This window comes from Umezawaea beigongshangensis (genome assembly GCF_016464305.1).
Lineage (GTDB): Bacteria > Actinomycetota > Actinomycetes > Mycobacteriales > Pseudonocardiaceae > Umezawaea_A > Umezawaea_A beigongshangensis.
In genome coordinates, this window is record NZ_JAEIOJ010000002.1 from 116286 (window position 1) to 139949 (window position 23664).

A 23664-nucleotide genomic window follows, 5' to 3' on the forward strand; every position below is an offset into this window, starting at 1 on the left:
CACCCGTGCGCGCGGAACGTCCGGGTGCTCGCGGCGGCGGCCGTGCTCAGCGCTCCGTCGGACCGAGGTCGGGTTCGGCGCGCAGCGCGACCGCGGGGCGGCGGGTCGAGTGGAGTTCGAGCACGGTGATCTCGTTCGCGCCCGGTCGCAGCACCGGCGCGGGCACGTAGAGCGTCCGCTGCGGGCCGCGCGACCAGTACCGGCCCAGGTGGAAGCCGTTGACCCACGCGTTGCCCTTGGTCCAGCCGTCCAGCGACAGGAAGGTGTCCGCCGGGGTGTCGACGTGCACGACGCCGCGGTGGAAGGCGGGGCCGACCGGTGGCCCGGAGGTCGGGGTGAAGCGCAGGTCCGCCAGGTCGTCCAGCGGCAGGGCGGTGCTGGTCCAGTCGCCGAGTTCGACGCCGTCGAGCAGCACCGGGCCGGTGATCCCCTTGCGGTCGTGCACGGCCGGGCCGTAGTTGACGCGACCCTGGTTCTCCACCAGCAGCGCGAGAGCCGCGCCGGGGTGCGGCACGGTCAGCGCCAGCACGTGCTCGTGGCGCTCGCGCTCCAGCACGCCGACCGGCACGCCGGCGAGGAACACCTGGACGCGGTCGCCGAAGGCGGTGACGTCCAGCAGGGCCGGGCCCGCGTGCTCGACGGTCGTCTCGTACAGCACGAACCCGGTACCCCGGCCCAGTTCCTCCATCGTGAACGGGTGGCCGTCCTGCTCGGCGGCACCGAGGACGCCCGCGCTGCCCAGGAGCGGAGCGCTGTCGGTCAGCAGCACCTCGGGCACCGCCAGCTTCGGCCCGGCCGCGGGCGGCTCCCCCGGCGGAACGGGGGCGTGCTTCGCGATGACCTCGCGGAAGGCGTGGTACTTGGGCGTCGGGTCACCCGCCTCGGACAGCGGGCTGTCGTAGTCGTAGGAGGTGACGGTCGGGCGGTAGGTGCCCTTGTCGTTGGCGCCGTTGGTGAAGCCGAAGTTCGTGCCGCCGTGGAACATGTAGAAGTTGACCGACGCACCGGCGGTGAGCATCTCGTCCAGCGTCGCGGCGGCGTCCGCGGCGGGCCGGGTGACGTGGTGCCCGCCCCACTCGTCGAACCAGCCGTTCCAGAACTCCGAGCACATCAGCGGACCGGTGGGCTGGTGCTCGCGCAGCGCGGCCAGCGCCTCGGTGGCGCGGCTGCCGAACGTGACCGTGCGCAGCACGTCGGGCAGGCCGCCGCGGGCGAGGTCGCCGGGCTGGTCGCAGGTGAACAGCGGAACGTCCACCCCGTTGCCGCGCAGCAGGTCCACCAGGCGGCGCAGGTACTCGGCGTCGTCGCCGTGGGCGCCGTACTCGTTCTCCACCTGCACCGCCAGCACGGGACCGCCCCGGCTGGCGAGCGTGTCGAGCAGCGACGGCCACAGCTGCGCGAAGTAGGACTCGACCGCGTCGAGGAAGCGCGGGTCGGTGCTGCGCAGCCGGACGTCCGGCTCGGCCAGCAGCCACGACGGCAGGCCGCCGCCCTCCCACTCGGCGCAGATGTAGGGGCCGGGGCGCAGGAGCACGTGCAGTCCGTGCTCCTGCGCCAGGCCGACGAACCGCGGCAGGTCCAGCTCCGCGTCCACGCGCACGACACCCCGCTGCGGCTCGTGCAGGTTCCACGGCACGTAGGTGTCGACGGTGTTGAGGCCCATCCACTTCGCCTTGCGCATCCGGTCCTCCCAGTGCTCCGGGTGGACGCGGAAGTAGTGCAGCGCTCCGGAGATCATCCGGAACGGGGCCCCGTCGAGGGTGAATCCGTCGTCGGTGGTGCCCAGGGCGGTCATGGACGTCCTCTTCTCGTAGCGGGCGGCGCGTCGACGTGGTGCTGCCGGTTCACGGTCCGACCGTGAACCCCTGCTGCTCGCCGTACTCGATCGACGAGTCCTGCCACGCGCGCAGGCCGTCGCTCAGCGTGGTGTCCGAGACGTAGGCCTTGCCCGCGGTGTCGTTGAAGACGCTGTTGGCGTAGACCTGGAAGGGCAGGTAGGTCCACCCGTCGAGGACGTTGCGCGCCTCCTCGGCGAAGATCTCGTTGGCCTTCTGGCCGCCGAAGTAGGGGAACTCGGCGTTCAGGAACTCCGGCGACGACAGCTGCTCGGTGGTGGCGGGGAAGGCGCCGCCGTCGACGCGGAGCTGCACGCCCTCGCCCGTGGTGGCGTACTCGACGAACGCGTGGGCCAGCGGCTTCTTCTCGCTGGCCGCCGGGATGGACAGGCCGCTGCCGCCGTTCTCCGCACCGGCCCGCTCACCCGCCTTCCACTGCGGCATCGGGGCGACCCGCCACTTGCCCGCGCCCGCGGCGACACCGGACTGGAGGTTGGCGGGCATCCAGGCACCGGTCACCAGGGTCGCGACACTGCCCTCGGCCAGGCCCTGGTACCACTGGTCGGTCCAGGAGTCCACCGGCGCGAGCAGCTTCTCGCTGATGAGCTGCTGCCACATCGCGGTGTAGCGCTGGGTGCCCTCGTCGGAGAAGTCGATCGTCACGTTCGTGCCGTCGACCCCGTACGGCTTGCCGCCGGCCTGCCAGATCATGCTGGTGGCCATGCCCGCGTTGCCGATGTCGTTGGTGATGTAGACCGCCGGGTCGGCCGCGTGCAGCGCGCGGGCCGCGGCCACGTACTCGTCCCAGGTGGTCGGCACCGCGATGCCGTGCTTCTGGAAGATCTCCTGGTTGTAGTACAGCGCCATCGGGCCGGAGTCCATCGGCAGGGCGAAGACGCCCTCCCCCGCGTGCACCGACGCCCACGGGCCGGGGGTGAAGGTGTCCCGGTACTCGTCCGCACCGAGGGTGCGCAGGTCGGTGACCGACTTGGCCAGGGCGAACTGCGGCAGGGCGTAGTACTCCAGCTGCGCCACGTCGGGCACGCCAGAACCGGCCGCGATCGCGTTCTGCAACGCGGTGTACTGGTCGTCGCCGGTGCCGACGTTGACCAGTTCCACCTTCACCCGGGGGTGCTTGCGCTGGAACCCGTCCACGACCTGCTTCAGGGTGGGCTCCCACGCCCACACCGTCAGCGTGCCGCCCGCGTCCAGCGCGGCCTGCACGTCCTGGTCGGAGAACTGCTGTTCCTGCGCGCCGGAGCCGGAGCCCCCGGAGCCGCAGGCGGCCAGGACGAGCGCGAGGACGCCGGCCAGGGCGGTGAACGCGGAACGACGACGTTGTCTGATCACGGTGCGACCTTTTTCCGAGGGTGGAACGGGGAACCGGGAGGTGGTGCGGTCGGCGTCATCCCTTGACGCCTCCGGCGGTCAGGCCGGACTGCCAGAACCTCTGCAGCAGCAGGAAGGCCGCGATCAGCGGGAGGATCGTCAGCAGCGAGCCGGTGACGACGAGGTCGAACACGACCTCGCCGCCCGCCGTGGTCGCCTGCGAGTTCCACGCGTCCAGTCCCACGGTCAGCGGGTACCAGTCCCGGTCGCGCAGCATGATCAGCGGCAGGAAGTAGTTGTTCCAGGTGGCGACCGCGGTGAACAGCAGCACGGTCACCGTGCCGGGCGCCAGCAGCGGCAGGCAGATGCGGAAGAAGATCCGGAACTCGCCCGCGCCGTCGAGGCGCGCGGCCTCCAGCAGCTCGTCCGGGATCGCCTCGGACGCGAACGTCCACATCAGGTAGAGGCCGAACGGCGAGATGAGGCTGGGCACCACGACCGCCCACGGCGTGTCGGTCAGGCCCATGCCGCTGAACATCAGGAAGGTCGGCACGGCCAGCGCGGTTCCCGGCACGGCCACCGCGCCGATGATCACCGCGAAGACGGCGCGCTTGCCGGGGAAGTCGAACTTGGCCAGCCCGTACCCGCCCAGTGCGGCCAGCGCCGTGGCTCCGCCCGCGCCGAGCACGACGTAGAGCACGGTGTTCCCCAGCCAGCGCAGGAAGATCCCGTCGTCGTAGGTCAGGGTGCGGACGACGTTGTCCCACAGGGCGAAGTCGTCGGCGAACCACAGGCCGAAGGAGTCGAACAGGCCCTGCTGCGTCTTGGTCGCGTTGACGACCAGCCACACCAGCGGGACCAGGGAGTACAGGACGACCACGCCGGTCAGCGCGGTGAGCAGGACGCTGCGCCGCGGTCGGCGGGCGCTCGTCGACCGGCCGGTGGAGCGCGGCGGCGCCACCCGGCGCCGGGACTCGCGGATGCGGACGGGAACGCTCATCGTCAGCCCCTCTCGCGCATGCCGCGCAGCTGCACGACGTAGGCCACGACCATCGTGATGAGGCCCATCACGATCGCCACGGTGGCCGAGTAGTCGAAGCGCTGACCGGAGAACGACAGCGAGTAGGCGTACAGGTTCGGCGTGAAGTCCGTGGTGATCGCGTTCGGTGCGATGCTCTGCAGGATGCTGGGTTCGTTGAACAGCTGGAAGCTGCCGATGATCGAGAAGATCGTGGCGATCAGCAGTGCGCCGCGCAGGGCGGGCAGCTTGATCGAGGTGATGACCCGCAGCTGACCGGCCCCGTCGATCTCCGCCGACTCGTAGAGCGACGTGGGCACCACCCGCAGGGCCGAGTAGAAGATCAGCATGTTGTAGCCGATGAACTCCCAGGTCACGATGTTGCCGATGGACGCGAGGACCAGTTCCGGCGACAGCGGGTCCGGCAGCGTGATCCCGAACGCCTCGTTGACGTTGCCGACCAGGCCGAACTGCGTGCCGTACATGAAGCCCCACATCAGCGTGGCGACGACCGCGGGCACCGCGTACGGCAGGAAGACCGCGATGCGGAAGAAGTTCCGGCCGTAGAGCCGCCCGCTGTCGACGGCCAGCGCGACCAGCAGCGCGATCAGCAGCATCACGGGCACCTGGACGGCCAGGAACAGCGTCACGCGGACCACCGCGGACCAGAACTGCGGATCGCGGAGCACCTGCTCGTAGTTGTCCGGGCCGACGAACGTGGTGCCGCCGACCAGGCGGGTGCGGAAGAGGCTCAGGTAGATCGAGTAGGCGACGGGCGCTAGGAAGACCAGCGCGAAGATCGCCAGGAACGGGCCGACGAACCGCCAGCCGGCCCACGAGCGCCGTCGCCGCGGCCGTCGTCGCCCGTTCTCGGCCGGTACGGCCGCGGGCAGGGGTGTCGCCACGGTGCTCCTCACTTCCGGCCGCAGCGGTGCGACCGGGGTGCTCGACGATGTTTACGCAAACATCAACTTCGCGGAACTGCTCGGCAGAATTGACCTCGGGTAGCCGAAAACGCTCCCACCAGGGGATGTTTGCGCAAACACGGTGGCGCTATAGTTGCAGCGCCGTCCGGTCGCGTCAAGACCCGGCGCGAAAGGGGGCAGCACGGCGTGAGTGCGAGCAGATCGGCCGCTGACGTGCCGCGGGACCAGCCCGCACGACCCTCGCGCCGCGTGTCGATGACCGACGTGGCCCGCCGGGCCGGTGTCTCGGCGCAGACCGTCTCCCGGGTCTCCAACGGCCATCCGGGCGTCGTGGGCTCGACCAGGGAACAGGTCCTGACGGCCATGCAGGAGCTGGGCTACCGGCCCAACAGCGCGGCGCGCGCGTTGAAGTACGGCCAGTTCCGCACCATCGGCGTCATCCTCTTCACCCTGTCCACGGTCGGCAACAGCCGGACGCTGGAGGCGATCGTCGACCACGCCGCGAGCGAGGGCTACGCCATCACGCTGATCCCCGTCGCCGTGCCGACCCGCGACGGCGTCCTCGGCGCCTTCACCCGGCTGGGAGAGCTGGCCGTCGACGCGGTGATCGTGATCATGGAGAACCACCTGGTCGACACCGCCGCCGTCAGCCTCCCCTCGGGGGTGCCGGTCGTCGTCGTGGACTCCGACGCCGACGACCGCTACGCCACCGTGGACACCGACCAGGTCGACGGGGCCCGCCTGGCCGTCCGGCACCTGCTGGACCTGGGTCACCGCACGGTGTGGCACGTGGCCGGACCGGAGGAGTCGTTCGCGGCGGAGCGGCGCGCGGCGGCGTGGCGCACCACGCTGGAGCGGTCCGGCCGGCGCGTTCCCCCACCGGCTCGCGGCGACTGGTCCTCCGACTCCGGGTACCGCGCGGGCCTGCTGCTGGCCGACGAGCCGGACTGCACCGCCGTGTTCGCCGCCAACGACCAGATGGCGCTGGGGCTGCTGCGGGCGTTCCACGACCGGGGCAGGATCGTGCCCCGCGACGTCAGCGTCGTGGGGTTCGACGACATCCCGGACGCGGTCTCCTTCATCCCGCCGCTGACCACCGTGCACCAGGACTTCGCCGAGGTCGGTCGCCGGTGCGTCGAGCGCGTCCTGCGTCAGGTGCGCGCCGAGGCGGTCGAACCGGGCACGTCCCTGGTGCCGATCCGCCTGGTGGTGCGCGAGAGCACGGCCCCGCCGCGCCACCGGCACTGACGCGCGTCAGCCGGTGGTGGTGCCGCCCCGGCAGCGCGACGCCGGGCGGCTTCCCCGCGGGCGATCTCCTCACGGCGGTCGTTCGGCGATCCGCGCAGCGCCTGCCGCCTCCGGGGCGGGGAAGAGAGCAGGACGGGCGCCCGATCACGTCCGGAAGGACCGGTCCCCGGTGGACGGTCGCACGTGCGCGGTCGCGCGCAGCAGGCTCAGGGCGGCTTCCGACGGCGAGCCCGGCGCCGCGCTGAGCGCGAGGACCCGCTGTCCGGACGGGCCCGCCACGTGCAGCGCCTCGAACTGGAGGTCCAGGTCGCCGACCACGGGGTGGCGCAGGTGCTTGGTGCCGGACACGCAGGTCGCCACCGGGTGCTGCGCCCACAGCGACGCGAACTCGGGGCTGCGCACGACCAGCTCGCCGATCAGCTCGGTCAGCGCCCGGTCGTCGGCGGCGCGTCCGGCGACCAGGCGCAGCGACGCCACGGCGCGGGTCGCCTCGGTCCGCCAGCAGCGGTGCAGGTCGCGGTGGTGGGGGTCCAGGAACAGCATCGCCGTGAGGTTGGGCCGGTCGGCGATCCGGTCCGGCGCGTCGCGGTCGAGGTGCCCGGCGTAGAGCTGGTGGCCCAGCGCGTTCCAGGCGAGCACCTCGGTGCGCGGGCCCAGCACGAGGGCCGGGACGTCGGTCATGGCGTCGACGAGCTGCCTGGTCCCCGGTCGCGCGACGGCGGGCCGCTCCGGCGGGCGGCGCTTCGCGCGGGCCGGCCGGGCGAGGTCGTGCAGGTGCGCGCGCTCGTCGTCGTCGAGGCCGAGCGCGGTCGCCACCGCGTCGATCACCGACTCCGAGGCGTTCGTGCTGTGCCCCTGCTCCAGGCGGGTGTAGTAGGTGAGGCTGACCCCGGCGAGCATCGCCAGCTCCTCGCGGCGCAGGCCGGGGACGCGGCGCTCGCCGTGCCAGAGGACGCCGACGTCCTCCGGCCGGACGGCGGCCCGTCTGCCGCGCAGGAACTCGCCGAGTCGGGTACCGCGTGCTCGATCCACCACTCCCCCATGTTGCCCCGGCGCGGCCGTTCGCGGGTGTCCCCGGCAGTGCTGGGCAGAACGGGCACCTGGTTCACCGCGCCGAACGCGCCGACGGTGGCGGTGTCCGATCCCCGTGCACCGAGAGGTCCTTCCCGTGACCGACACCGATCGACGCGTCCCGCCCGCGATGAGCGCGAGGCAGCGGGTGGCGCTCGCCCTGCTGCTCACCGCGAGCTTCACCCTGGCCGTCGACTTCTCCGTCCTCACCGTCGCCCTGCCCGCCATCGGCTCCGACGTGGGCCTGCCGCTGGAGCACCTCCAGTGGATCGCCACGTCGTTCGCGCTGTGCTCGGCGGGCTGCACCCTCCTGTTCGGCCGGGTCGCCGACCTGGTCGGCCGTCGCCGCGTCTTCCTGGCGGGCGTGGCGCTGCTGGGGGTCGCGTCCCTCGCCGGCGGCGTCGCCACCTCACCGGGCGTGCTGCTCGCCGCCCGCGTCGCCCAGGGGCTCGCCACCGCGGCCGTCACCCCGGCGGCGCTGTCGCTGCTGACCACGTCGTTCCCCGAGGGGCCGCTGCGGGACCGGGCGCTCGGCCTCAACGGCGCGCTGATGGCGGCGGGCTTCACCACCGGGGCGGTGCTGGGCGGTGTGCTCACCGACCTGCTGAGCTGGCGCTGGGCGTTCTTCCTCAACGTCCCCGTCGCGGTGGCCGTGCTGCTCCTCGCGCCCGCCGTGCTGCCCGCGGACGGGCCGGAGCGGCGGGCGCGGCTCGACGTGCTCGGCGCGCTCACCGTCACCTCCGGACTGCTGGCCGTCGTGTTCGGCCTGACGACCGCGGGCCGCACGTCGTGGACGGACCCGGCCGCGTTCGGCTCCCTGCTCGCCGGTGCCGTGCTGCTGGCCTGGTTCTGGCTGGTCGAGCGGCGAGCCGCCGACCCGCTGGTGCCGGTGGCGGTCCTGGGGCGCCGCACGGTCGGGTGGGGGAACGTCGTCGGGCTGCTCGCGTTCGCGACCGAGACGTCCCTGGTGTTCCTGCTGACCCTCTACCTCCAGGACGTGCTGGGGTACTCGCCGCTCGCCGCCGGGCTGTCCTTCGCCGTCCTGGGCGTGGGCACCGTGCTCGGCGGGGCGGTCGGGCCGCGGCTGATCGCGGTGCTGGGCACTCGCAGCACCCTCGTCCTGGGGTCCGGCGTGCAGGCGGTCGCGACCGCGCCGCTGGTGCTGCTCGGCCACGAGCCGGGCTGGATCGCGCTGCTGCTCGTCGCGACGTTCGCCGGTGGCGTGGGCAACCTCGTCGCGATCGTCGGCTTCGTCGTCACCGCCACCTCGGGGCTGCCGGACCGGGAGCAGGGCCTCGCCACGGGTCTCGCGACCACCAGCCAGCAGATCGGCATCACGACGGGCATCCCGGTGATGAGCGCGGTCGTCACGGCCCGGCTCGACGGCGGCGTGCTGAGCGGGATCACCGCGGCCGTGGGCGTCAACGCGGCGCTGTGCGCGCTCACCGCGGTGCTGGCCGCCGTGTTCCTGCGCCCCGGCAGGTAGCGCCGCGGCGGTCCGGGCGTCTCACCCGGTGGCGGCCGGGAGGTAGGGTCGGTGGCGTGGGGAAGGTCGTGCGCATCGGTGTGTTCTACGACGGCACGTGGTTCGCCTACCTGAGCGACTTCTACGCCACCGTCCACCCGCGCGCGGCCCGCATCGCCCTCGACGGCCTGCACGACGCGCTGCGCTGGTACGCGCACACCGAGACCGGCGGCGACCTCGCCGACTGCCGCGTGCAGGAGGCGCACTACGTCCGCGGGCGCATCGCCACCCCGGCGACGTCCTTCGACGCCGTCCTGGCCGCCGCCGGGGTCGCCCGGCACGACCTGCCGCTGCACGGCGGCAAGGAGAAGGGCGTGGACGTCCACCTCGCGCTGGAGGTCTGGGACCGCGCCACCACCGCGCCGCTGGACCAGGTCGTGCTGATCACCGGCGACGCCGACTTCGCGCCGCTGGTGACCCGGCTGGTCGCGCGCGGCGTGCAGGTGGTCGTGCCGGTCGCCGACCCCGACCCGGCCACCTTCCCCGTCCTGCCCCCGTCGGCCTCGACGCCGCGCACCGCCGCGCCGCTGCGGGCCGCGGCCACCCGCACCCCCGCCTTCGACGCCCTGTTCGCCGCCGCCGAGCGCTCCGGCGTTCCCCTGCGCAGTCCGTTCGTGCGCTCCACCGCGGTCGTGGCCTCCCCCGCCGGCGCTCCGCGCGGCCGCCGCCGCGGCACCGTGACCGGCTGGCGCGCGGGGCAGCCGCACGGGTTCATCACCGACAGCCGCGGCGCGTCGTGGTTCGTGTCGCGCGACCAGCTGCCCGGCGGCCGCACCGAGCTGCGCTCCGGGACGGCCGTGTCGTTCACCGGGTCACCGGCACCGACGCCGGGCAAGAAGTACCCGCAGGCGTTCGAGGTCCGCGTCGACTGACCGGCGGTCTCACAGCGGGCCGGGGGTCGAGCGGCCCCACCCGCGACCCTCGGTCAGCTTGTCCAGCAGCGGCTGGAGCCGGTAGGGCACCGGCGTCGACACCGCCAGGGTCGTCGTGGTGTGGCGCACGCCGGGCAGGTCGATGATCACGGTGACCACCTCCTGCAACGTCTTGTGCGTGCTGGAGGCGACCCTGGCCACGAGGTCCTCCCGGCCCGCCTGGGTGACGACCTCCAGGACCTCGGGCACGCGCGCCAGCGCCGCGGTGACCTCCCCGAGGCGCTTCTGGTCGAGCTCGATCGCGACGAACGCCTGCACGTGGACGCCGATGCGGTCCAGGTCCAGCTCCGGGCGGAACCCGCCGAGCACGCCGGTGTCCTCCAGCCGCTTGAGGCGGGCCTGCACGGTGCTGCGGGTGACCCCCAGGTGCGCGGACAGCTCGGCGACGCTCATCCGGGAGTCGACGGTCAGCCTGCCGATGATCTCGGCGTCCAGGCGGTCGATCTCGGCCACGTCCCACTCCTCGCACGGATCGGTCTCCTGGGCAGAACACGCAGGTGAGCAGCCTTGCGTCGAGTCCCACTATACGAATCGAGCAGTTGTGGGAGAAGCTGTTGACCTTTCAGCACGCCTGAACGACCTTGTGCTCACAGTTCCGGGCACCACCGCCGGGGGCCGGGGAGGAAGGAAGGCCGGGCGATGAGCACCGAACCGCTGTCCCTGCTGGCTCCCGACGGGACGTTCACCGCGCACGCCGGACCGGCCGGCCCGGCCGGCCCGTTCGGCCCGGCCGAGCTGCGGGCGCTGCACCGCGACATGGTCATGACCCGGCGGATCGACACCGAGGCCATCGCCTTGCAGCGGCAGGGCGAGCTGGGCCTGTGGCCGTCGCTGCTCGGCCAGGAGGCGGCGCAGGTCGGCGCGGGCCGGGCCGCGACGCCGCGCGACGTCGTCTTCCCGACCTACCGCGAGCACGGCGTCGCCTGGTGCCGCGACGTGGACCCGGTCAGCCTCCTCGGCCTGTTCCGGGGCACCACGCTGGGCGGCTGGGACCCGGCGAGCAACAACTTCCAGCTCTACACGCTGGTCATCGGCGCGCAGACGCTGCACGCCGTGGGCTACGCGATGGGGATCGTGCGCGACGGCGACGTGGGCACGGGCGACCCCGGCCGCGACCGCGCGGTGCTGGTGTTCCTCGGCGACGGGTCGCTCAGCGAGGGCGAGACGAACGAGGCGTTCGTGTGGGCCGCCGCGCAGAGCCTGCCGATCGTCTTCTTCTGCCAGAACAACCAGTGGGCGATCTCCTCGCCGTACTCGGTGCAGAGCCGGGTCCCGGTGGCCCAGCGGGCGCAGGGCTTCGGGTTCCCCGGCGTCCGGGTCGACGGCAACGACGTGCTGGCCTGCCTGTCCGCGACCCGCGACGCGCTGGACTCGGCGCGCGCCGGGAACGGCCCGACGCTGATCGAGGCGTTCACCTACTGCCGCAACCCGCACACGACGTCCGACGACGACGGCCGCTACCGGTCCGGTTCGGAGAACGACGCCTGGGCCGCGCGGGACCCGATCGAGCGCTTGCGGCGTCATCTCGTGTCCTCGGGGGCGGCCGACGCCGCCCACTTCGCGAAGCTGGAGGCGCAGGAGCGCGCCCTGGGCGAGCGGCTGCGCACCGGGTGCCGCGCGCTGCCCGACCCGCCGCCGGACTCGTCGTTCCGCAACACCTACGTCGACCTGCCCGCCGAGCTGGCCGGGCAGCTGAGCGAGCACACCGAGTTCGTGGCGGCGGGACAGGAGGACGCGCGATGAGCCCCACCGCGATGGCGCACGCGCTCAACGCCGGACTGCGCCGGGCGATGGAGGACGACGACCGCGTGGTGCTCATCGGCGAGGACATCGGCCGTCTCGGCGGCGTCTTCCGGGTCACCGACGGTCTCCAGAAGGACTTCGGGGACCTCCGCGTCGTGGACTCCCCGCTGGGCGAGGCCGGCATCGTGGGCAGCGCGATCGGCCTGGCGATGGCCGGGTACCGGCCCGTCTGCGAGATCCAGTTCGACGGCTTCGTCTTCCCCGCCATGAACCAGATCGTCACCCAGCTCGCGAAGTACCGGCACCGCGCGGAGGGCAGGGCCTCGCTGCCCGTGGTCGTCCGCATCCCCGTCGGCGGCGGCATCGGCGCGATCGAGCACCACTCCGAGTCGCCCGAGGCGTACTTCGCGCACACCGCGGGTCTGAAGGTCGTCTGCCCCTCCTCGCCGCAGGACGCCTACGACCTGGTCCGGCAGGCGGTCCGCAGCGACGACCCGGTGGTGTTCCTGGAGCCCAAGCGCTCGTACTGGCGCAAGGGGGAGCTCGACCTCGACGCGGTGCCCGCTCCGGTGGAGCGGGCGCGCGTGCTGCGGGCGGGCGACGACGTCACCGTGGTCACCTACGGGGCCCTGGTGCCCGTGGCGCTGGAGGTCGCGCGGATCTGCGCCGAGGAGGGCCGCTCCGCCGAGGTGATCGACCTGCGGTGCCTGTCCCCGATCGACGACGCGACGATCCTGGACTCGGTGCGGCGCACCGGGCGGCTGGTCGTCGCGCACGAGGCGTCCCGGACGGCCGGACTCGGCGCGGAGATCGCCGCCCGCGTGCAGGACCGGGCGTTCTACTCGCTGGAGGCGCCGGTCCAGCGGGTCACCGGCTACGACACCCCGTACCCGCCGAGCCGCCTGGAGGAGGACTGGCTGCCGGGTGTGGACCGGGTGCTCGACGCCGTGGACCGCACCTTCGAACACTAGACCGCACGTCAGGAGTCGGTGTCCGGCACCAGCCGCGCCGAGCGGCCCCACCGGACGACACCTCCGGAACTCGACCCAGGAGAAGACCGTGAGCACGGCGACCACGTCCCAGTTCCACCTCCCCGACGTGGGCGAGGGCCTGACCGAGGCCGAGATCGTCTCCTGGCTGGTCCGGCCCGGTGACCTCGTCGAGGTCAACCAGCCGGTCGTGGAGATCGAGACGGCGAAGTCGGTGGTGGAGCTGCCCAGCCCGTTCGCCGGCCGGGTCAGCGCGCTGCACGCCGAGGCGGGCGAGACCGTCGCGGTCGGCCGGGTGATCATCAGCGTCGAGTCCGGCGCGGCCGCCGACGAGCGGCCGACCACCACCGACGACCCGCAGCTCCTCGTCGGCTACGGCGCGAGGGAACCCGGCGCGCACCGCCGCCGCAGGCGGGGCGGGGCCCCCGCTGCCCCGGTGGCGGAGGCGGCGCCCGCCGCCCGGCCGCTGGCGAAGCCGCCGGTCCGCAAGCTGGCCAGGGACGCGGGCGTCGACCTCGCCGCGGTCACGCCGACCGGGGCGGGCGGTGTGATCACCCGCGCCGACGTGCTCCGGGCGTCCGAGCAGGCTCCCGCCGCGTACGAGACCGCCGCGAACAAGACCGCCGCGCCCGAGGCCGCCGCGCACCGGGTCGCCGCTCGCGAGGTCGCCGCGCACCGGGCCGTCGCGACCGGGGCCACCGCGCCGGAGGTTCTCGCGGGCGGCGACCTCCGCATCCCGATCAGGGGCGTGCGCAAGCACACCGCCGCGGCGGTGACGGCGTCCGCGTTCACCGCGCCGCACGTGACGGAGTTCGTCACGATCGACGTGACCAGGACGATGGAGCTGCGCGAGGAGATCGCCCGGCGGCCGGAGTTCCGCGACGTCAAGCTCAGCCCGCTCGCCCTGGTCGCCCGCGCGTTCCTGCACGCCCTCGCCCGCACCCCCGAGGCCAACTCCCGGTGGGACGAGCGGGCGCAGGAGATCGTCCAGCTGGCGGAGGTCAACCTCGGCATCGCCGCGGCCACGCCGCGCGGGCTGGTCGTGCCCAACGTCAAGAGCGCGCAGCGCCTCTCGCTGCTCGACCTGACGCTCGCGATCAACGACCTGGCCGCGACGGCGCGCGCGGGCAGGACCGAACCCGCGGCGATGGCGGGCGGCACCGTCACCATCACCAACATCGGCGTGTTCGGCATCGACACCGGCACCCCGATCCTGAACCCCGGCGAGACGGCGATCCTGGCTCTCGGCGCCGTGCGGCGGATGCCGTGGGTCGTGGAGGACCGGCACGGCGAGCGCATCGAGCCGCGGTGGGTCACGCAGCTCGCCCTGTCGTTCGACCACCGCGTGCTGGACGGGCAGCAGGGATCGCAGCTCCTGGCCGACACCGCGGCGCAGCTCACCCAGCCGGGGCTCGCCGTCCTCTGACCGGCCGACCGGCGGCCGGTCGGAGGACTGCGCTGTGACCACACCACCGGACGACGCTTCCGATCGTCCGCGGAGGTGGACGGCGGGGACCGGGGACGCGCCCCGGTGCCCCGTCGTCGCCGTCGTCGCGATGAGCGAAGATCGTGACATGCGCGACGAGCACGAGTTCTTCGAGGTGGACGCACTGCCCTGGCGGGAGGACCCCGCGTCGCCCGGTGTGTCGGAACGGGTCCTCAGCCGGGGCTCCGACGGCGTCACCCTCACCAGGATCGCCCGCTGGGCCCCCGGCCTGGACACCTCCGCCTCCGGGGTGATCCGGCACCAGTACCACGAGGAGGTCTACCTCCTGACCGGTGAGCTGACCGACCTCACCTCGGGCGAGACGCACGTCGCGGGCAGCTACGCGTCCCGGCGGCCGGGAATGCCGCACGGCCCGTACGTCACCGGCCCCGGTTGCACGATGCTGGAGATCCGCACGGTCGCCGGATGACCGACGTGGTCCCGCCGGCGGCCGGTCCGGCGGCGCTCAGCCGATCTCGACCACGATCTTCCCGCGGACGCCGCCCGCCTCCAGGGCGCGGTGCGCTCCGGCGATGTCGGCCAGCGGGAACACCCGGTCCACGACGGGCCGGATCGCTCCGCTCTCCACGAGCCGGGTCAGCTCGGCGAAGAGGTCGTGCCCCGGGTTGCCGCTGAAGAACCGCACCCGCCGGGAACCGAACACCGCGGTTCCCGCGATGTGGGCCAGCGACCGCACCGGGTGGTCCACGTCGAAGCTGATCGACACCATGCGCCCCGTCCTGGTCAGCAGACGCCGGTAGGGCTGGAACCCGCCGCCGACGGTGTTGAGGACGACGTCGAAGCGGCCGAGGTCGGCGGGACCGGTGCTCGCGCGGTCGAACACCTCGTGGGCGCCGAGTTCGCGGACGAACTCGGCGTGCCGGGCACCGGCCAGAGCGGTGACGTGCGCGCCGTACGCCCTGCCGAGCTGCACGGCGACGCTGCCGACCCCACCGGCGGCCCCCCGCACCAGCAGCCGCTGTCCCTCCCGGAGCCGGGCGTGGTCGCGCAGCGCGGTGATGGCCGTCGTGCCGACGCCGGGCAGGGCCGCCGCCCGCACCGGGTCGATCCCGGCCGGGGCGAGGGCCAGTTGCCGGGGAGGCACGGCCACGAACTCGGCCGCGCTGCCGAACCTCCGCGGCAGTCCTCCCCACACCGCGTCGCCGACGGCGTGCTCCGTGACACCGGGTCCGACGGCGGCGACCTCCCCGGCGAAGTCGATCCCCACCCGCTTCGGGAAGCCCCGGCTCGCCAGAGCGGTCGCGAACCGGACCCGGCCCGCCCGGCCCGCCAGTTCGCCGCCGTTCACGCTGGCGGCGCGGACCCGCACGAGCACCGTCCCCGGACCGGCGACCGGCGCGGGCACCACTCCTTCGTACAACACCTCTGGCGGCCCGTAGCGGTCGTACAGGGCAGCACGCATCTCGTTCACGAATCGTGTTCCGTTCTACCGGAGAATGAACTGCGGAGATCGACGTCTTCCGCTCGGATTCACGCTATCGCGCACGACGGGGTTCCGAACCGCCTGCAGCTAATGTGAGAGACATGACCGCCGATCCCTCTCGGATGACACCGGACCCCGCAGGCGCCGACGCGGTGCGGTTGCGCTCCGACGCGCTGCACAACCGCGAGCGCATCCTCGACGCCGCGCGCGAGGTGCTCACCACCCGTGGGCTCGACGTCCCGATGACCGCCATCGCCCGGCGCGCGGGTGTCGGCGTGGCCACGCTGTACCGGCGCTTCCCCACCAGGGAGGCGCTGATCACGGAGATGTTCGTCGATCAGCTCGACGACTGCGCATCGGCGCTCGACGACGCTCTCGACGACCCCGACCCGTGGCGCGGGTTCTGCACCGGCATCGAGAAGCTGCGCAGTTTGCAGGTGGCCGACAGCGGATTCACCGCAGCATTTCTCACGGCATTCCCCGAGGCGATCGACTTCGAGGAGAAACGGGCGACCGCCGAGCGCGGACTCACCGAACTCGTGCGGCGGGCGCAGGCGTCGGGCCACCTGCGCGCGGACTTCGACCCGTCGGACCTGGTGCTCCTCGTCCTGGCCAACAACGGCCTCCTCGCCAGCACCGGCACGGCGGCGGCGGTCGCGTCCCGGAGGTTGGTGGCCTACCTGCTCCAGTCCTTCCGAGCCGATCACACCGGCCCGCCGGCGCCCCTGCCGCCACCGGCACCGCTCGACCTGCACGACGTGCACGAGCGGCGGACCGAGATCCGCCGTCCCCCCTCCTGAAGGGCGACACGCCGTGACGCGTGCCCCGCCGGGTTCAGCGCAGGGTCGGCAGACCGGCGATCACGGCGGCGATCAGCCGCTTCATCGACGGCAGGAACTCCGGGCAGGACGCCGCCAGCCGCTCGTCCTGCTCGTAGAGCCGCACGAGGGTCGGGGGCGGGGTGATCAGCGGGTAGAGCAGTCCGGCCACGCCGGAGGCGGCCTGGACGATCTCGGCGGCCTCGCTCTCGGTCAGCGTCGGGTGCGCCGCCACGACCAGCGGGGCGACCTCGGCGACGACGTCGTACATCGTGTGCTTGAAGTGCCGTGCCGCGTCGACCGAGACGTTGTGCTCCAAGATCGTCGACACCTGGCCGAGGAGGTCGCAGAACAGCGGCAGCGCCAGGAACGGTTCGGCGAGCGCGTCCACGACGGCGTCCGGCCCGCTCGCGCCGTCGAGCCGCTCGGCGACCGCCCGCCCCCACTCGCGCCAGCCCTCGGCGGTGAGTTCGAGGTAGATCTCCTCGCGGGTGCCGAAGTACCGGGTCACGTTGGACTTGGCCAGTCCCACGGCCGACGCGACGCCGCCGAGGCTGACGGTGCGGACACCCGAGTTCAGCGCGAGTTCGCGGGCGGCTGCGAGAATGGCCTCGCGCCGCTGCTGCTTGTGCTCCGGGCGTCTGGCCCTGAGGAACCCCTGGTGTCCCATGTCGGCGGGAAGTATAGGCCCCGATTTAAGAGACGACCGTTCTCTTGTTAAGGAGACGGTGTTCTGTTAGCTTCGGCGTCTCCACCACAGGACGGAGAACGCACGTGACCGAGGTACGGATGCGCATCAACGGGGCGACGACGGTGCTCGAACTGGAACCGCGGGTGAGCCTGCTCGACGCGCTGCGCGACGAGCTCGGTCTGACCGGCACCAAGAAGGGCTGCGACCAGGGCGCGTGCGGCGCGTGCACGGTGCTCGTCGACGGCGAGCGCATCAACTCCTGCCTCGCGCTGGCCGTGCAGTACTCCGGCCGGGAGATCACCACCGTCGAGGGCGTCGACCACCCGCTCCAGGCGGCCTTCGTCGCGAACGACGGCCTCCAGTGCGGCTACTGCACCCCCGGCCAGATCTGCTCGGCGATCGGGATGCTCGCCGAGCACGCCGCGGGTGCGCCGAGCGCGGTGACCGAGCACCTGTGCGAGCCGGACCCGGAGCTGACCGACGCCGAGATCCGCGAGCGCATGAGCGGGAACCTGTGCCGCTGCGGCGCGTACAACGGCATCGTCGACTCCGTCCGCGAGGTCGCCGTCGCGGAGCAGCTCCGATGAGGCCCTTCGGCTACGTCAGCGCCCCCGACGTCGCGACGGCCGTCCGCGTCGTCTCCACCGAGCCGAACGCGAAGTTCCTCGGCGGTGGGACGAACCTCGTGGACCTGATGCGCGAGGGCGTCGAACGGCCCGACACGCTCGTCGACGTCACCGGGCTCCCGCTGACCGCGATCGAGGAGCTGCCCGGCGGCGGCGTCCGGATCGGCGCCCTGGTGCGCAACGCGCGGCTCGCCGCCGACCCGCTGATCCGCTCGCGCTACCCCGTGCTGTCCCGCGCGCTGCTCAGCGGGGCGTCGGCACAGCTGCGGAACGTGGCCACGGTCGGCGGGAACCTCGTGCAGCGCACGCGCTGCCCCTACTTCTACGACCACGCGTCGGCGTGCAACAAGCGCGAGCCCGGCGCGGGCTGCGACGCGATCGGCGGCGTCAACCGCAACCACGCCGTCCTCGGCGCCAGCGAGCACTGCATCGCGACCCACCCCTCGGACATGGCCGTCGCGCTCGCCGCGCTGGACGCGGTCGTCGAGCTGGAGAGCGTGCGCGGCACCCGGCGCGTCCCGCTGCTCGACCTGCACCGGCTGCCGGGCGAGACGCCCCACGTGGAGACCGTGCTCACCGCCGACGAGCTGATCACCGCCGTGGAGCTGCCGCACCTGCCGGTCGCGGCGGCGTCGCACTACCGCAAGGTGCGCGACCGGGCGTCCTACGCGTTCGCGCTGGTGTCCGTCGCCGCGGCCCTGCACGTGCGCGAGGGCGTGGTCACCGACGTCCGGCTCGCCCTGGGCGGGGTCGCCGCGAAGCCGTGGCGCGCTCACCAGGCCGAGCGGGTCCTGCTCGGCGCCGAGGCGACCGAGGAGGTCTTCCTGCGGGCCGCCGACGCCGAGCTGGCCGCGGCGACGGGCCTGCCCGACAACACGTTCAAGATCGAGCTGGCGCGGCGCACGATCGTGGCGACGCTCCAGGAGCTGCTGACCGACGGGAGCGCGGCATGACCACGGCACCGGCTCGCCCCGACGCGCCGCCCACCGGCACGTCCGGTCCCTACGTGGGCGCACCCGTGGACCGGGTGGACGGCGTCGTCAAGACGACCGGCGCGGCGAGGTTCGCCGCGGAGCACCCGTACCCCGGCCTCGCCCACGCCGCGCTGGTGCACGCGACGATCCCGCGCGGTCGCGTCACCTGGATCGACAGCGCGGCGGCGCTCGCCGTCGACGGCGTGCTCGCGGTGATCACGCACGAGAACGCCCCGGCGATGCGACCGGTGAAGACGCAGAGCGTGCTGGACCTGTCGACGCTGGTGCCCGGCTCGACGGTGAACCACCTCGCCAGCGACGAGGTGCACTGGGACGGCCAGCCGGTCGCAGTCGTCGTGGCGGAGAGCCGGCAGATCGCGCTGCACGCCGCGTCCCTGGTCCGAGCGACCTACCGGGAACTCCCGTCCACCGTGGACTTCGCCACCGAGAAGCGCAACGCCCTCCCGCAGAAGAAGAGCGTCGTCGACCCCGGCCGGGCCGCGAAGGGCGACGCGGAGGCCGCGCTGAGCACCGCCGCGGTCGCCGTGGACCACCTCTACACCACCCCGGTCCACCACCACAACGCGCTGGAGCTGCACACCACGACGGCGGTGTGGGACGGCGACCGGCTGACCGTGCACGAGCCCACGCAGGGCATCGACTGGACGCGCAAGCACCTGGCGCACCGGTTCGGCGTCCCGGTCGAGAACGTGCGGGTGATCGCGCCGTTCGTCGGGGGCGCGTTCGGCGGCAAGTGGCACGTCTGGGCCGGCACGCTGCTCACCGTGCTCGCGGCGCGGGTCGTCGGCCGCCCGGTGCGCCTGGTGCTGACCAGGGAGGGCGTCTACCGCACGGTCGGCGGGCGCTCCCCGTCGGAGCAGCGCGTCGCGCTGGGCGCCGACGCGGACGGCACCCTGACCGCCCTGATCCACACCAGCGTGACGCAGGTCGGCCGGGTCGGCGGTGGCCCGGAGCCCGCCACGGGGCTGTCCCGGTACGCCTACGCGGCCGAGAACGTCCTGGTCGAGCAGAAGCAGATCGCGCTCGACCTGGTGCCCAACACCTACATGCGCGCCCCCGGCGAGGCGATCGGGTCGTTCGCGCTGGAGTCCGCGATCGACGAGCTGGCGCACGAGCTGGGCGTCGACCCGATCGAGCTGCGGATGCGCAACGAACCCGAGCGCGACCCGATCGACGGCAGGAGGTTCTCCCACCGGAAGCTGCGCGAGGTCTACGCGCTGGGCGCGGAGCGCTTCGGCTGGGCCGGGCGCTCGCTCCGTCCCCGGTCGACGCGGGACGGCAGGTGGCTCGTCGGCACGGGGGTGGCCACCGCGTTCCACCCGGCGAACCTGTTCCCCGCCAACGTGACCGTGCGGATCTCCGCGGACGGCGGTGTGCTGGTGCGCTGCGGGCTGCACGAGATGGGCATGGGCGCGGCGACCGCCCAGGCGCAGATCGCCGCCGACGCGCTCGGGGTCCCGATCGAGTCGGTGCGGGTCGAGCACGGCGACAGCACGCTGCCCGCGGCACCGGCGGCCAGCGGCTCGACGCAGACCGCGAGCATCGCCAGCAGTCTCCTCGCCGCCTGCGAGAAGCTGAAGCGGTCCGCGTTGGCGCTGGCCCGCGGATCGGCCGACTCCCCGCTGCGGGGCGCGAAGCCGGCCGAGGTGCAGGCGCGGGACGGCGGGCTGCACGCGGCGCGCGGCGGCGAGACCTACGCGGCGATCCTGGCCAGGGCCGGACGGTCCTCGCTCGACGCCGCGGTGGGCGCCGAGCGCGGGTTCGCCGCGGTGGCCGGGCAGGTGCGGTTCATGTCGAAGTTCCTGCTCGACCGCCGCCGCTGGGTGCGGGCCGCGAGCGGCGCGCAGTTCTGCGAGGTCCGGGTCGACGCGCACACCGGCGAGGTGAGGGTGACGCGCTGGGTCGGCGCGTTCGACGTCGGCACGGTGATCAACGCGAAGACCGTCGCGAGCCAGCTGCGCGGCGGCATCGTGATGGGCATCGGCATGGCGCTGTCCGAGGCCACGGTCGTCGACCCGCGCACCGGCCGGATCGTGAACCCCGGCCTGGCCGAGTACCACGTCCCGGTGCACGCGGACGTCCCGCCGATCGAGATCCACTGCCTCGGCGACCCCGACCCGACCATGCCCGCCGGCGTGCTCGGCGCGGGCGAGGTCGGCATCACCGGTGTCGCCGCCGCCATCGCGAACGCCGTCCACCACGCGACGGGCAGGCGCGTGCGCGACCTGCCCGTCACGCTGGACGACCTGCTGTAGCGAGCGGTCCGCGGTGCTCCCCCGCGCGGGGAGCACCGCGGACGGTCCACACCGGACGGTCGCGCCGTCGCGCCGCGCCCGGCGCCGATCGGCGGCCCCCCGGCCGGTGTCAGCCCTCGCCCGGGTGCTCGTCCCGGCCGGAGAGGCCGGGTGGGGTGAACGGGTGCGCGGCGGTGCCGCGGTACCCGACGGGCCCCTCGCCCACGTTCTGCCGGTGGCCGGTGAACGAGGTGCCGTCGCGGGACAGGCCCAGCCAGGCGGTGACGCCGCGCTGGTCCCGCCAGCTCATCCGGTCGAGCCGCCCGATCCCGGCGTCGAGGTGCACTCCCAGCAGTCCCGCCCGGTGCCACGTCCTGCCCCAGTTGACGTCGGTCCGGAACCGCGCGGCGGGCCGCGGCGGGCGCGGTGCCCGCTCGACCAGGTGACCCTCGAACTGGCGCCACTCCCCCTCGGCGGTGCGCAGGTGCCCGAGGAAGGCGTTCAGCTCCGCGGTGAACACGACGGACGCCTCGCCACCGTCGCGGCCGCGCCAGCTCAGCTCGGCGGGCAGCGACGCCCGACCGTCGTGGAGCCACAACCGCAGCCGGGGCTCCGGACGCCAGATCCGCCAGTCCCCGTCGGAGGACCTCGTGGTGTAGGTGAGGGCCGCCTCTGCGGCGACCTCCGCGCGCAGCGCCCGCTCGGCCGCGTCCCGGTCCCAGACGGACTCCAGCAGGACCTGGTAGAGCCGCAGCGTCGTCGAGGAGTCCGGCGAGCTGCGCAGCTCCAGCACGTTCTGCCCCGTGCGCAGCAGGTCGGCGGGCACGACGAACGCCATCGTCTGCGGCAGGTCGCCGCCGCCCGGAATCCGGAAACCCGCGATCACGTGCTCGTCGTTGACCAGGACGTCCAGCGGGGCGCGCCCCACCGACGGCCCGCTCTTCGACACCAGCGCGCGGATCTTCAGGGTCAGCTCGTCCGACGGGGCCCCGGCGTCGAAGACCAGCCGCACCGACCCTCCCGCCCCGACGGTCCAGTGGTCGCCGGCGGCGTGCGCGCGCGAGGCGTGCACGGAGGCGTTCGCCGTGCGGGGCGGGGTCGCCGAGAAGTCCGCGAACGCGGGTTGCAGAGACATGGTCGGTGATTCTTCCGCACCACCCCGACGGTTCCGCGGCGGAGGACGACCACGAGACCGGGCAAAATGTCGCCCATACTAGAACCGTGTCAATTACGGCGCAAGAGGGCCTGATCATTGCTTGACACGGTCATTGCGCCTTTCGGCGGTGTGATCCACGTCGCCTATCGACACGGGCACCACCACGCTAATTTTAAGAAAGTAGATCGCCACCAGGAAAACAATTAAACCGGACCGGACAGAAGCGAAAGAGCAGTTCAGGGAGCGTGCACAGGCGCGACGCGGGCACAGTTCGCCGCACAGCCCGAAAGAGAGGGCCACGACGACCGGCGGCCCCGCTCCCGGCGATCGGAGCCGCGCGCGAAATGGACGCGATCGTTTCTCGCCTCCTCACCGAGAACGACGGGGCCGGCGGCGGCACGCGCCCGGCACGACCACTCCTCGCACCTCATCGAACGGAGCCACCCTTGCCGAGCGTACGAACTCCGGAGCGGGAACTCGGGTCCGCCCTGCTGCGCGACCACCGGCCGGAGTCCTTCCTGCTGTCCTCGCCGAACGGTGTCGTGCTCGCACCCGACCCCGTCCACGACCTGCTGTCGGAGGACGCCGCGCGCGCGGCCCTGGCCACGGCCTCCGGGGACGACGTGCTGGTGGGCGCCTTCCCGTTCGACCTGGACCAGCCCGCCCGGCTGGCGCTGTCCAGCACGGTCCGGCACGGCGCACCCGTGGCGGCGGAGGCGTTCTCCCCGCCGCCCGCGTCCGGTGCGATCCGCTGGTCGCGCGGGGCCGAGGACGTGGGCGAGTACCGCTCGGCGGTGGCCGGAGCGCTGCGGCGCATGGAGCTCGGCGGCCTGGACAAGGTGGTGCTCGCCAGGGCGATCGAGCTGACCGGGGACCGCGCCGTGCGGCCCGCTGAGCTGGTCGCCGCCCTCGCCGCGGGCGATCCCCGCGCCTACGTCTACTCGATCGACCTCGGCGATCGGACCCTGGTCGGCGCCAGCCCGGAACTGCTGGTGTCGCAGCGCGACGGGACGGTGCTCGCCAACCCGCTCGCCGGATCGGCCCCGCGGCACCCCGATCCGGTGCGGGACGGGCAGAACGCCACCGCGCTGCTCTACTCGGCCAAGGACCAGGGCGAGCACCGGATGGTGGTCGACGCGGTCGCCGACGGCCTCGCTCCGCTGTGCCGGCAGCTGACCGTGCCGCAGCGGCCGGAGCTGCTGCGCACCGGGACCATGTGGCACCTGTCCAGTCGGGTCACCGGCGTGCCCCGCGACGGGGTGACCGCGCTCGACCTCGCGCTGGCGCTGCACCCGACCCCGGCCGTGTGCGGGCTCCCGACCGCGGCGGCGGGAAGGCTGATCCGCGAGCTGGAGCCGTTCGACCGGGGGTTCTACGCGGGGATGGTCGGGTGGACCGACGCCCGCGGGAACGGCGAGTGGGCGGTGACCATCCGGTGCGTCGAGCTGCGCGACCGCTCGCTGAGGCTGTTCGCCGGAGCCGGCGTGGTGCCGGAGTCCACTCCGGACGGCGAGGTGGCCGAGACCGCCGCCAAGTTCCGCGCCGTGCTGCGCGCCCTGAACATCGAGGAGGACCACCGGTGACCACCACGACGAGGC

General features: G+C 73.4%; 21 protein-coding genes. 12 read left to right on the top strand and 9 right to left on the bottom strand.

Features of this window, described 5'->3' with window-relative positions:
- Positions 1-46 precede the first annotated feature (46 nt).
- The 4 genes from IMZ35_RS05130 to IMZ35_RS05145 are packed head-to-tail and all read right to left on the bottom strand — an operon-like array spanning position 47 to position 5087.
- Complete coding sequence (locus IMZ35_RS05130; RefSeq protein ID WP_199439769.1) at positions 47-1795, bottom strand: glycoside hydrolase family 35 protein; 1749 nt, start codon at positions 1793-1795, stop codon at positions 47-49.
- A 49-nt stretch (positions 1796-1844) separates the two neighbouring features.
- On the bottom strand, positions 1845-3185 hold the full coding sequence (locus IMZ35_RS05135) for an ABC transporter substrate-binding protein (protein WP_307867770.1): 1341 nt from the start codon (positions 3183-3185) through the stop codon (positions 1845-1847).
- A gap of 55 nt (positions 3186-3240) precedes the next feature.
- Positions 3241-4164, bottom strand: a complete 924-nt coding sequence (locus tag IMZ35_RS05140; protein WP_199439770.1) for a carbohydrate ABC transporter permease — start codon at positions 4162-4164, stop codon at positions 3241-3243.
- 2 nt (positions 4165-4166) lie between these two features.
- Positions 4167-5087: a carbohydrate ABC transporter permease gene (locus tag IMZ35_RS05145; RefSeq protein ID WP_307867771.1), complete on the bottom strand. Its 921-nt coding sequence runs from the start codon at positions 5085-5087 to the stop codon at positions 4167-4169.
- Between the two features lie 276 nt (positions 5088-5363).
- Here IMZ35_RS05145 and IMZ35_RS05150 point away from each other — a divergent pair, with 276 nt between their 5' ends.
- Entirely contained in the window at positions 5364-6356 is a 993-nt protein-coding gene (locus IMZ35_RS05150) for a LacI family DNA-binding transcriptional regulator (protein WP_199440289.1), read from the top strand.
- A gap of 144 nt (positions 6357-6500) precedes the next feature.
- Here IMZ35_RS05150 and IMZ35_RS05155 read toward each other — a convergent pair whose 3' ends face one another.
- Positions 6501-7391, bottom strand: coding sequence for a helix-turn-helix domain-containing protein (locus IMZ35_RS05155; RefSeq protein WP_307867772.1), 891 nt, complete (start codon positions 7389-7391; stop codon positions 6501-6503).
- A 133-nt stretch (positions 7392-7524) separates the two neighbouring features.
- Here IMZ35_RS05155 and IMZ35_RS05160 point away from each other — a divergent pair, with 133 nt between their 5' ends.
- Both IMZ35_RS05160 and IMZ35_RS05165 read left to right on the top strand, forming a co-directional pair.
- Positions 7525-8913 carry an MFS transporter gene (locus IMZ35_RS05160; RefSeq protein ID WP_307867773.1) on the top strand — a complete coding sequence of 463 codons (1389 nt, stop codon included), beginning with the start codon at positions 7525-7527 and terminating at the stop codon, positions 8911-8913.
- A 56-nt stretch (positions 8914-8969) separates the two neighbouring features.
- A complete protein-coding gene (locus IMZ35_RS05165; protein ID WP_199439773.1) occupies positions 8970-9824 on the top strand; it encodes an NYN domain-containing protein in 855 nt (284 codons plus the stop codon).
- Positions 9825-9833: 9 nt separating this feature from the next.
- Here IMZ35_RS05165 and IMZ35_RS05170 read toward each other — a convergent pair whose 3' ends face one another.
- Entirely contained in the window at positions 9834-10337 is a 504-nt protein-coding gene (locus IMZ35_RS05170; RefSeq protein ID WP_199439774.1) for an Lrp/AsnC family transcriptional regulator, read from the bottom strand.
- Between the two features lie 186 nt (positions 10338-10523).
- On the opposite strand from IMZ35_RS05170, the gene IMZ35_RS05175 reads away from it, so the two are divergent.
- The 4 genes from IMZ35_RS05175 to IMZ35_RS05190 all read left to right on the top strand — a co-directional run bounded on the left by IMZ35_RS05175 (position 10524) and on the right by IMZ35_RS05190 (position 14532).
- The gene (locus IMZ35_RS05175) at positions 10524-11627 is read left to right on the top strand and encodes a thiamine pyrophosphate-dependent enzyme (protein ID WP_199439775.1); all 1104 of its coding nucleotides are present in this window, start codon (positions 10524-10526) and stop codon (positions 11625-11627) included.
- On the top strand, positions 11624-12598 hold the full coding sequence (locus tag IMZ35_RS05180) for an alpha-ketoacid dehydrogenase subunit beta (protein ID WP_199439776.1): 975 nt from the start codon (positions 11624-11626) through the stop codon (positions 12596-12598). Before IMZ35_RS05175 ends, IMZ35_RS05180 begins: the two co-directional genes overlap by 4 nt.
- Before the next feature lie 88 nt (positions 12599-12686).
- Entirely contained in the window at positions 12687-14042 is a 1356-nt protein-coding gene (locus tag IMZ35_RS05185) for a dihydrolipoamide acetyltransferase family protein (protein ID WP_199439777.1), read from the top strand.
- Between the two features lie 130 nt (positions 14043-14172).
- Positions 14173-14532, top strand: coding sequence for a cupin domain-containing protein (locus tag IMZ35_RS05190; protein ID WP_229370755.1), 360 nt, complete (start codon positions 14173-14175; stop codon positions 14530-14532).
- Positions 14533-14568: 36 nt separating this feature from the next.
- On the opposite strand, the gene IMZ35_RS05195 is transcribed toward IMZ35_RS05190, so the two are convergent.
- Positions 14569-15525: an NAD(P)-dependent alcohol dehydrogenase gene (locus tag IMZ35_RS05195; RefSeq protein ID WP_199440291.1), complete on the bottom strand. Its 957-nt coding sequence runs from the start codon at positions 15523-15525 to the stop codon at positions 14569-14571.
- A 122-nt stretch (positions 15526-15647) separates the two neighbouring features.
- Between IMZ35_RS05195 and IMZ35_RS05200 the strand changes: the two genes are divergently transcribed.
- A complete protein-coding gene (locus IMZ35_RS05200) occupies positions 15648-16346 on the top strand; it encodes a TetR/AcrR family transcriptional regulator (protein ID WP_229370765.1) in 699 nt (232 codons plus the stop codon).
- A gap of 34 nt (positions 16347-16380) precedes the next feature.
- Here IMZ35_RS05200 and IMZ35_RS05205 read toward each other — a convergent pair whose 3' ends face one another.
- Positions 16381-17034, bottom strand: a complete 654-nt coding sequence (locus IMZ35_RS05205) for a TetR/AcrR family transcriptional regulator (RefSeq protein ID WP_199439778.1) — start codon at positions 17032-17034, stop codon at positions 16381-16383.
- 104 nt (positions 17035-17138) lie between these two features.
- On the opposite strand from IMZ35_RS05205, the gene IMZ35_RS05210 reads away from it, so the two are divergent.
- From IMZ35_RS05210 to IMZ35_RS05220, 3 genes are read left to right on the top strand one after another with little or no spacing between them, the layout of a single operon-like run.
- A complete protein-coding gene (locus IMZ35_RS05210; protein ID WP_307867774.1) occupies positions 17139-17642 on the top strand; it encodes a (2Fe-2S)-binding protein in 504 nt (167 codons plus the stop codon).
- The gene (locus IMZ35_RS05215) at positions 17639-18634 is read left to right on the top strand and encodes an FAD binding domain-containing protein (RefSeq protein WP_199439779.1); all 996 of its coding nucleotides are present in this window, start codon (positions 17639-17641) and stop codon (positions 18632-18634) included. The genes IMZ35_RS05210 and IMZ35_RS05215 overlap by 4 nt, the downstream gene beginning before the upstream one ends.
- Positions 18631-20931, top strand: coding sequence for a xanthine dehydrogenase family protein molybdopterin-binding subunit (locus IMZ35_RS05220; RefSeq protein WP_199439780.1), 2301 nt, complete (start codon positions 18631-18633; stop codon positions 20929-20931). Before IMZ35_RS05215 ends, IMZ35_RS05220 begins: the two co-directional genes overlap by 4 nt.
- A gap of 109 nt (positions 20932-21040) precedes the next feature.
- On the opposite strand, the gene IMZ35_RS05225 is transcribed toward IMZ35_RS05220, so the two are convergent.
- Positions 21041-22045, bottom strand: a complete 1005-nt coding sequence (locus IMZ35_RS05225; RefSeq protein WP_199439781.1) for a hypothetical protein — start codon at positions 22043-22045, stop codon at positions 21041-21043.
- 467 nt (positions 22046-22512) lie between these two features.
- Between IMZ35_RS05225 and IMZ35_RS05230 the strand changes: the two genes are divergently transcribed.
- Positions 22513-23649, top strand: coding sequence for an isochorismate synthase (locus tag IMZ35_RS05230; RefSeq protein WP_229370776.1), 1137 nt, complete (start codon positions 22513-22515; stop codon positions 23647-23649).
- The last annotated feature ends 15 nt before the right edge of the window (positions 23650-23664 follow it).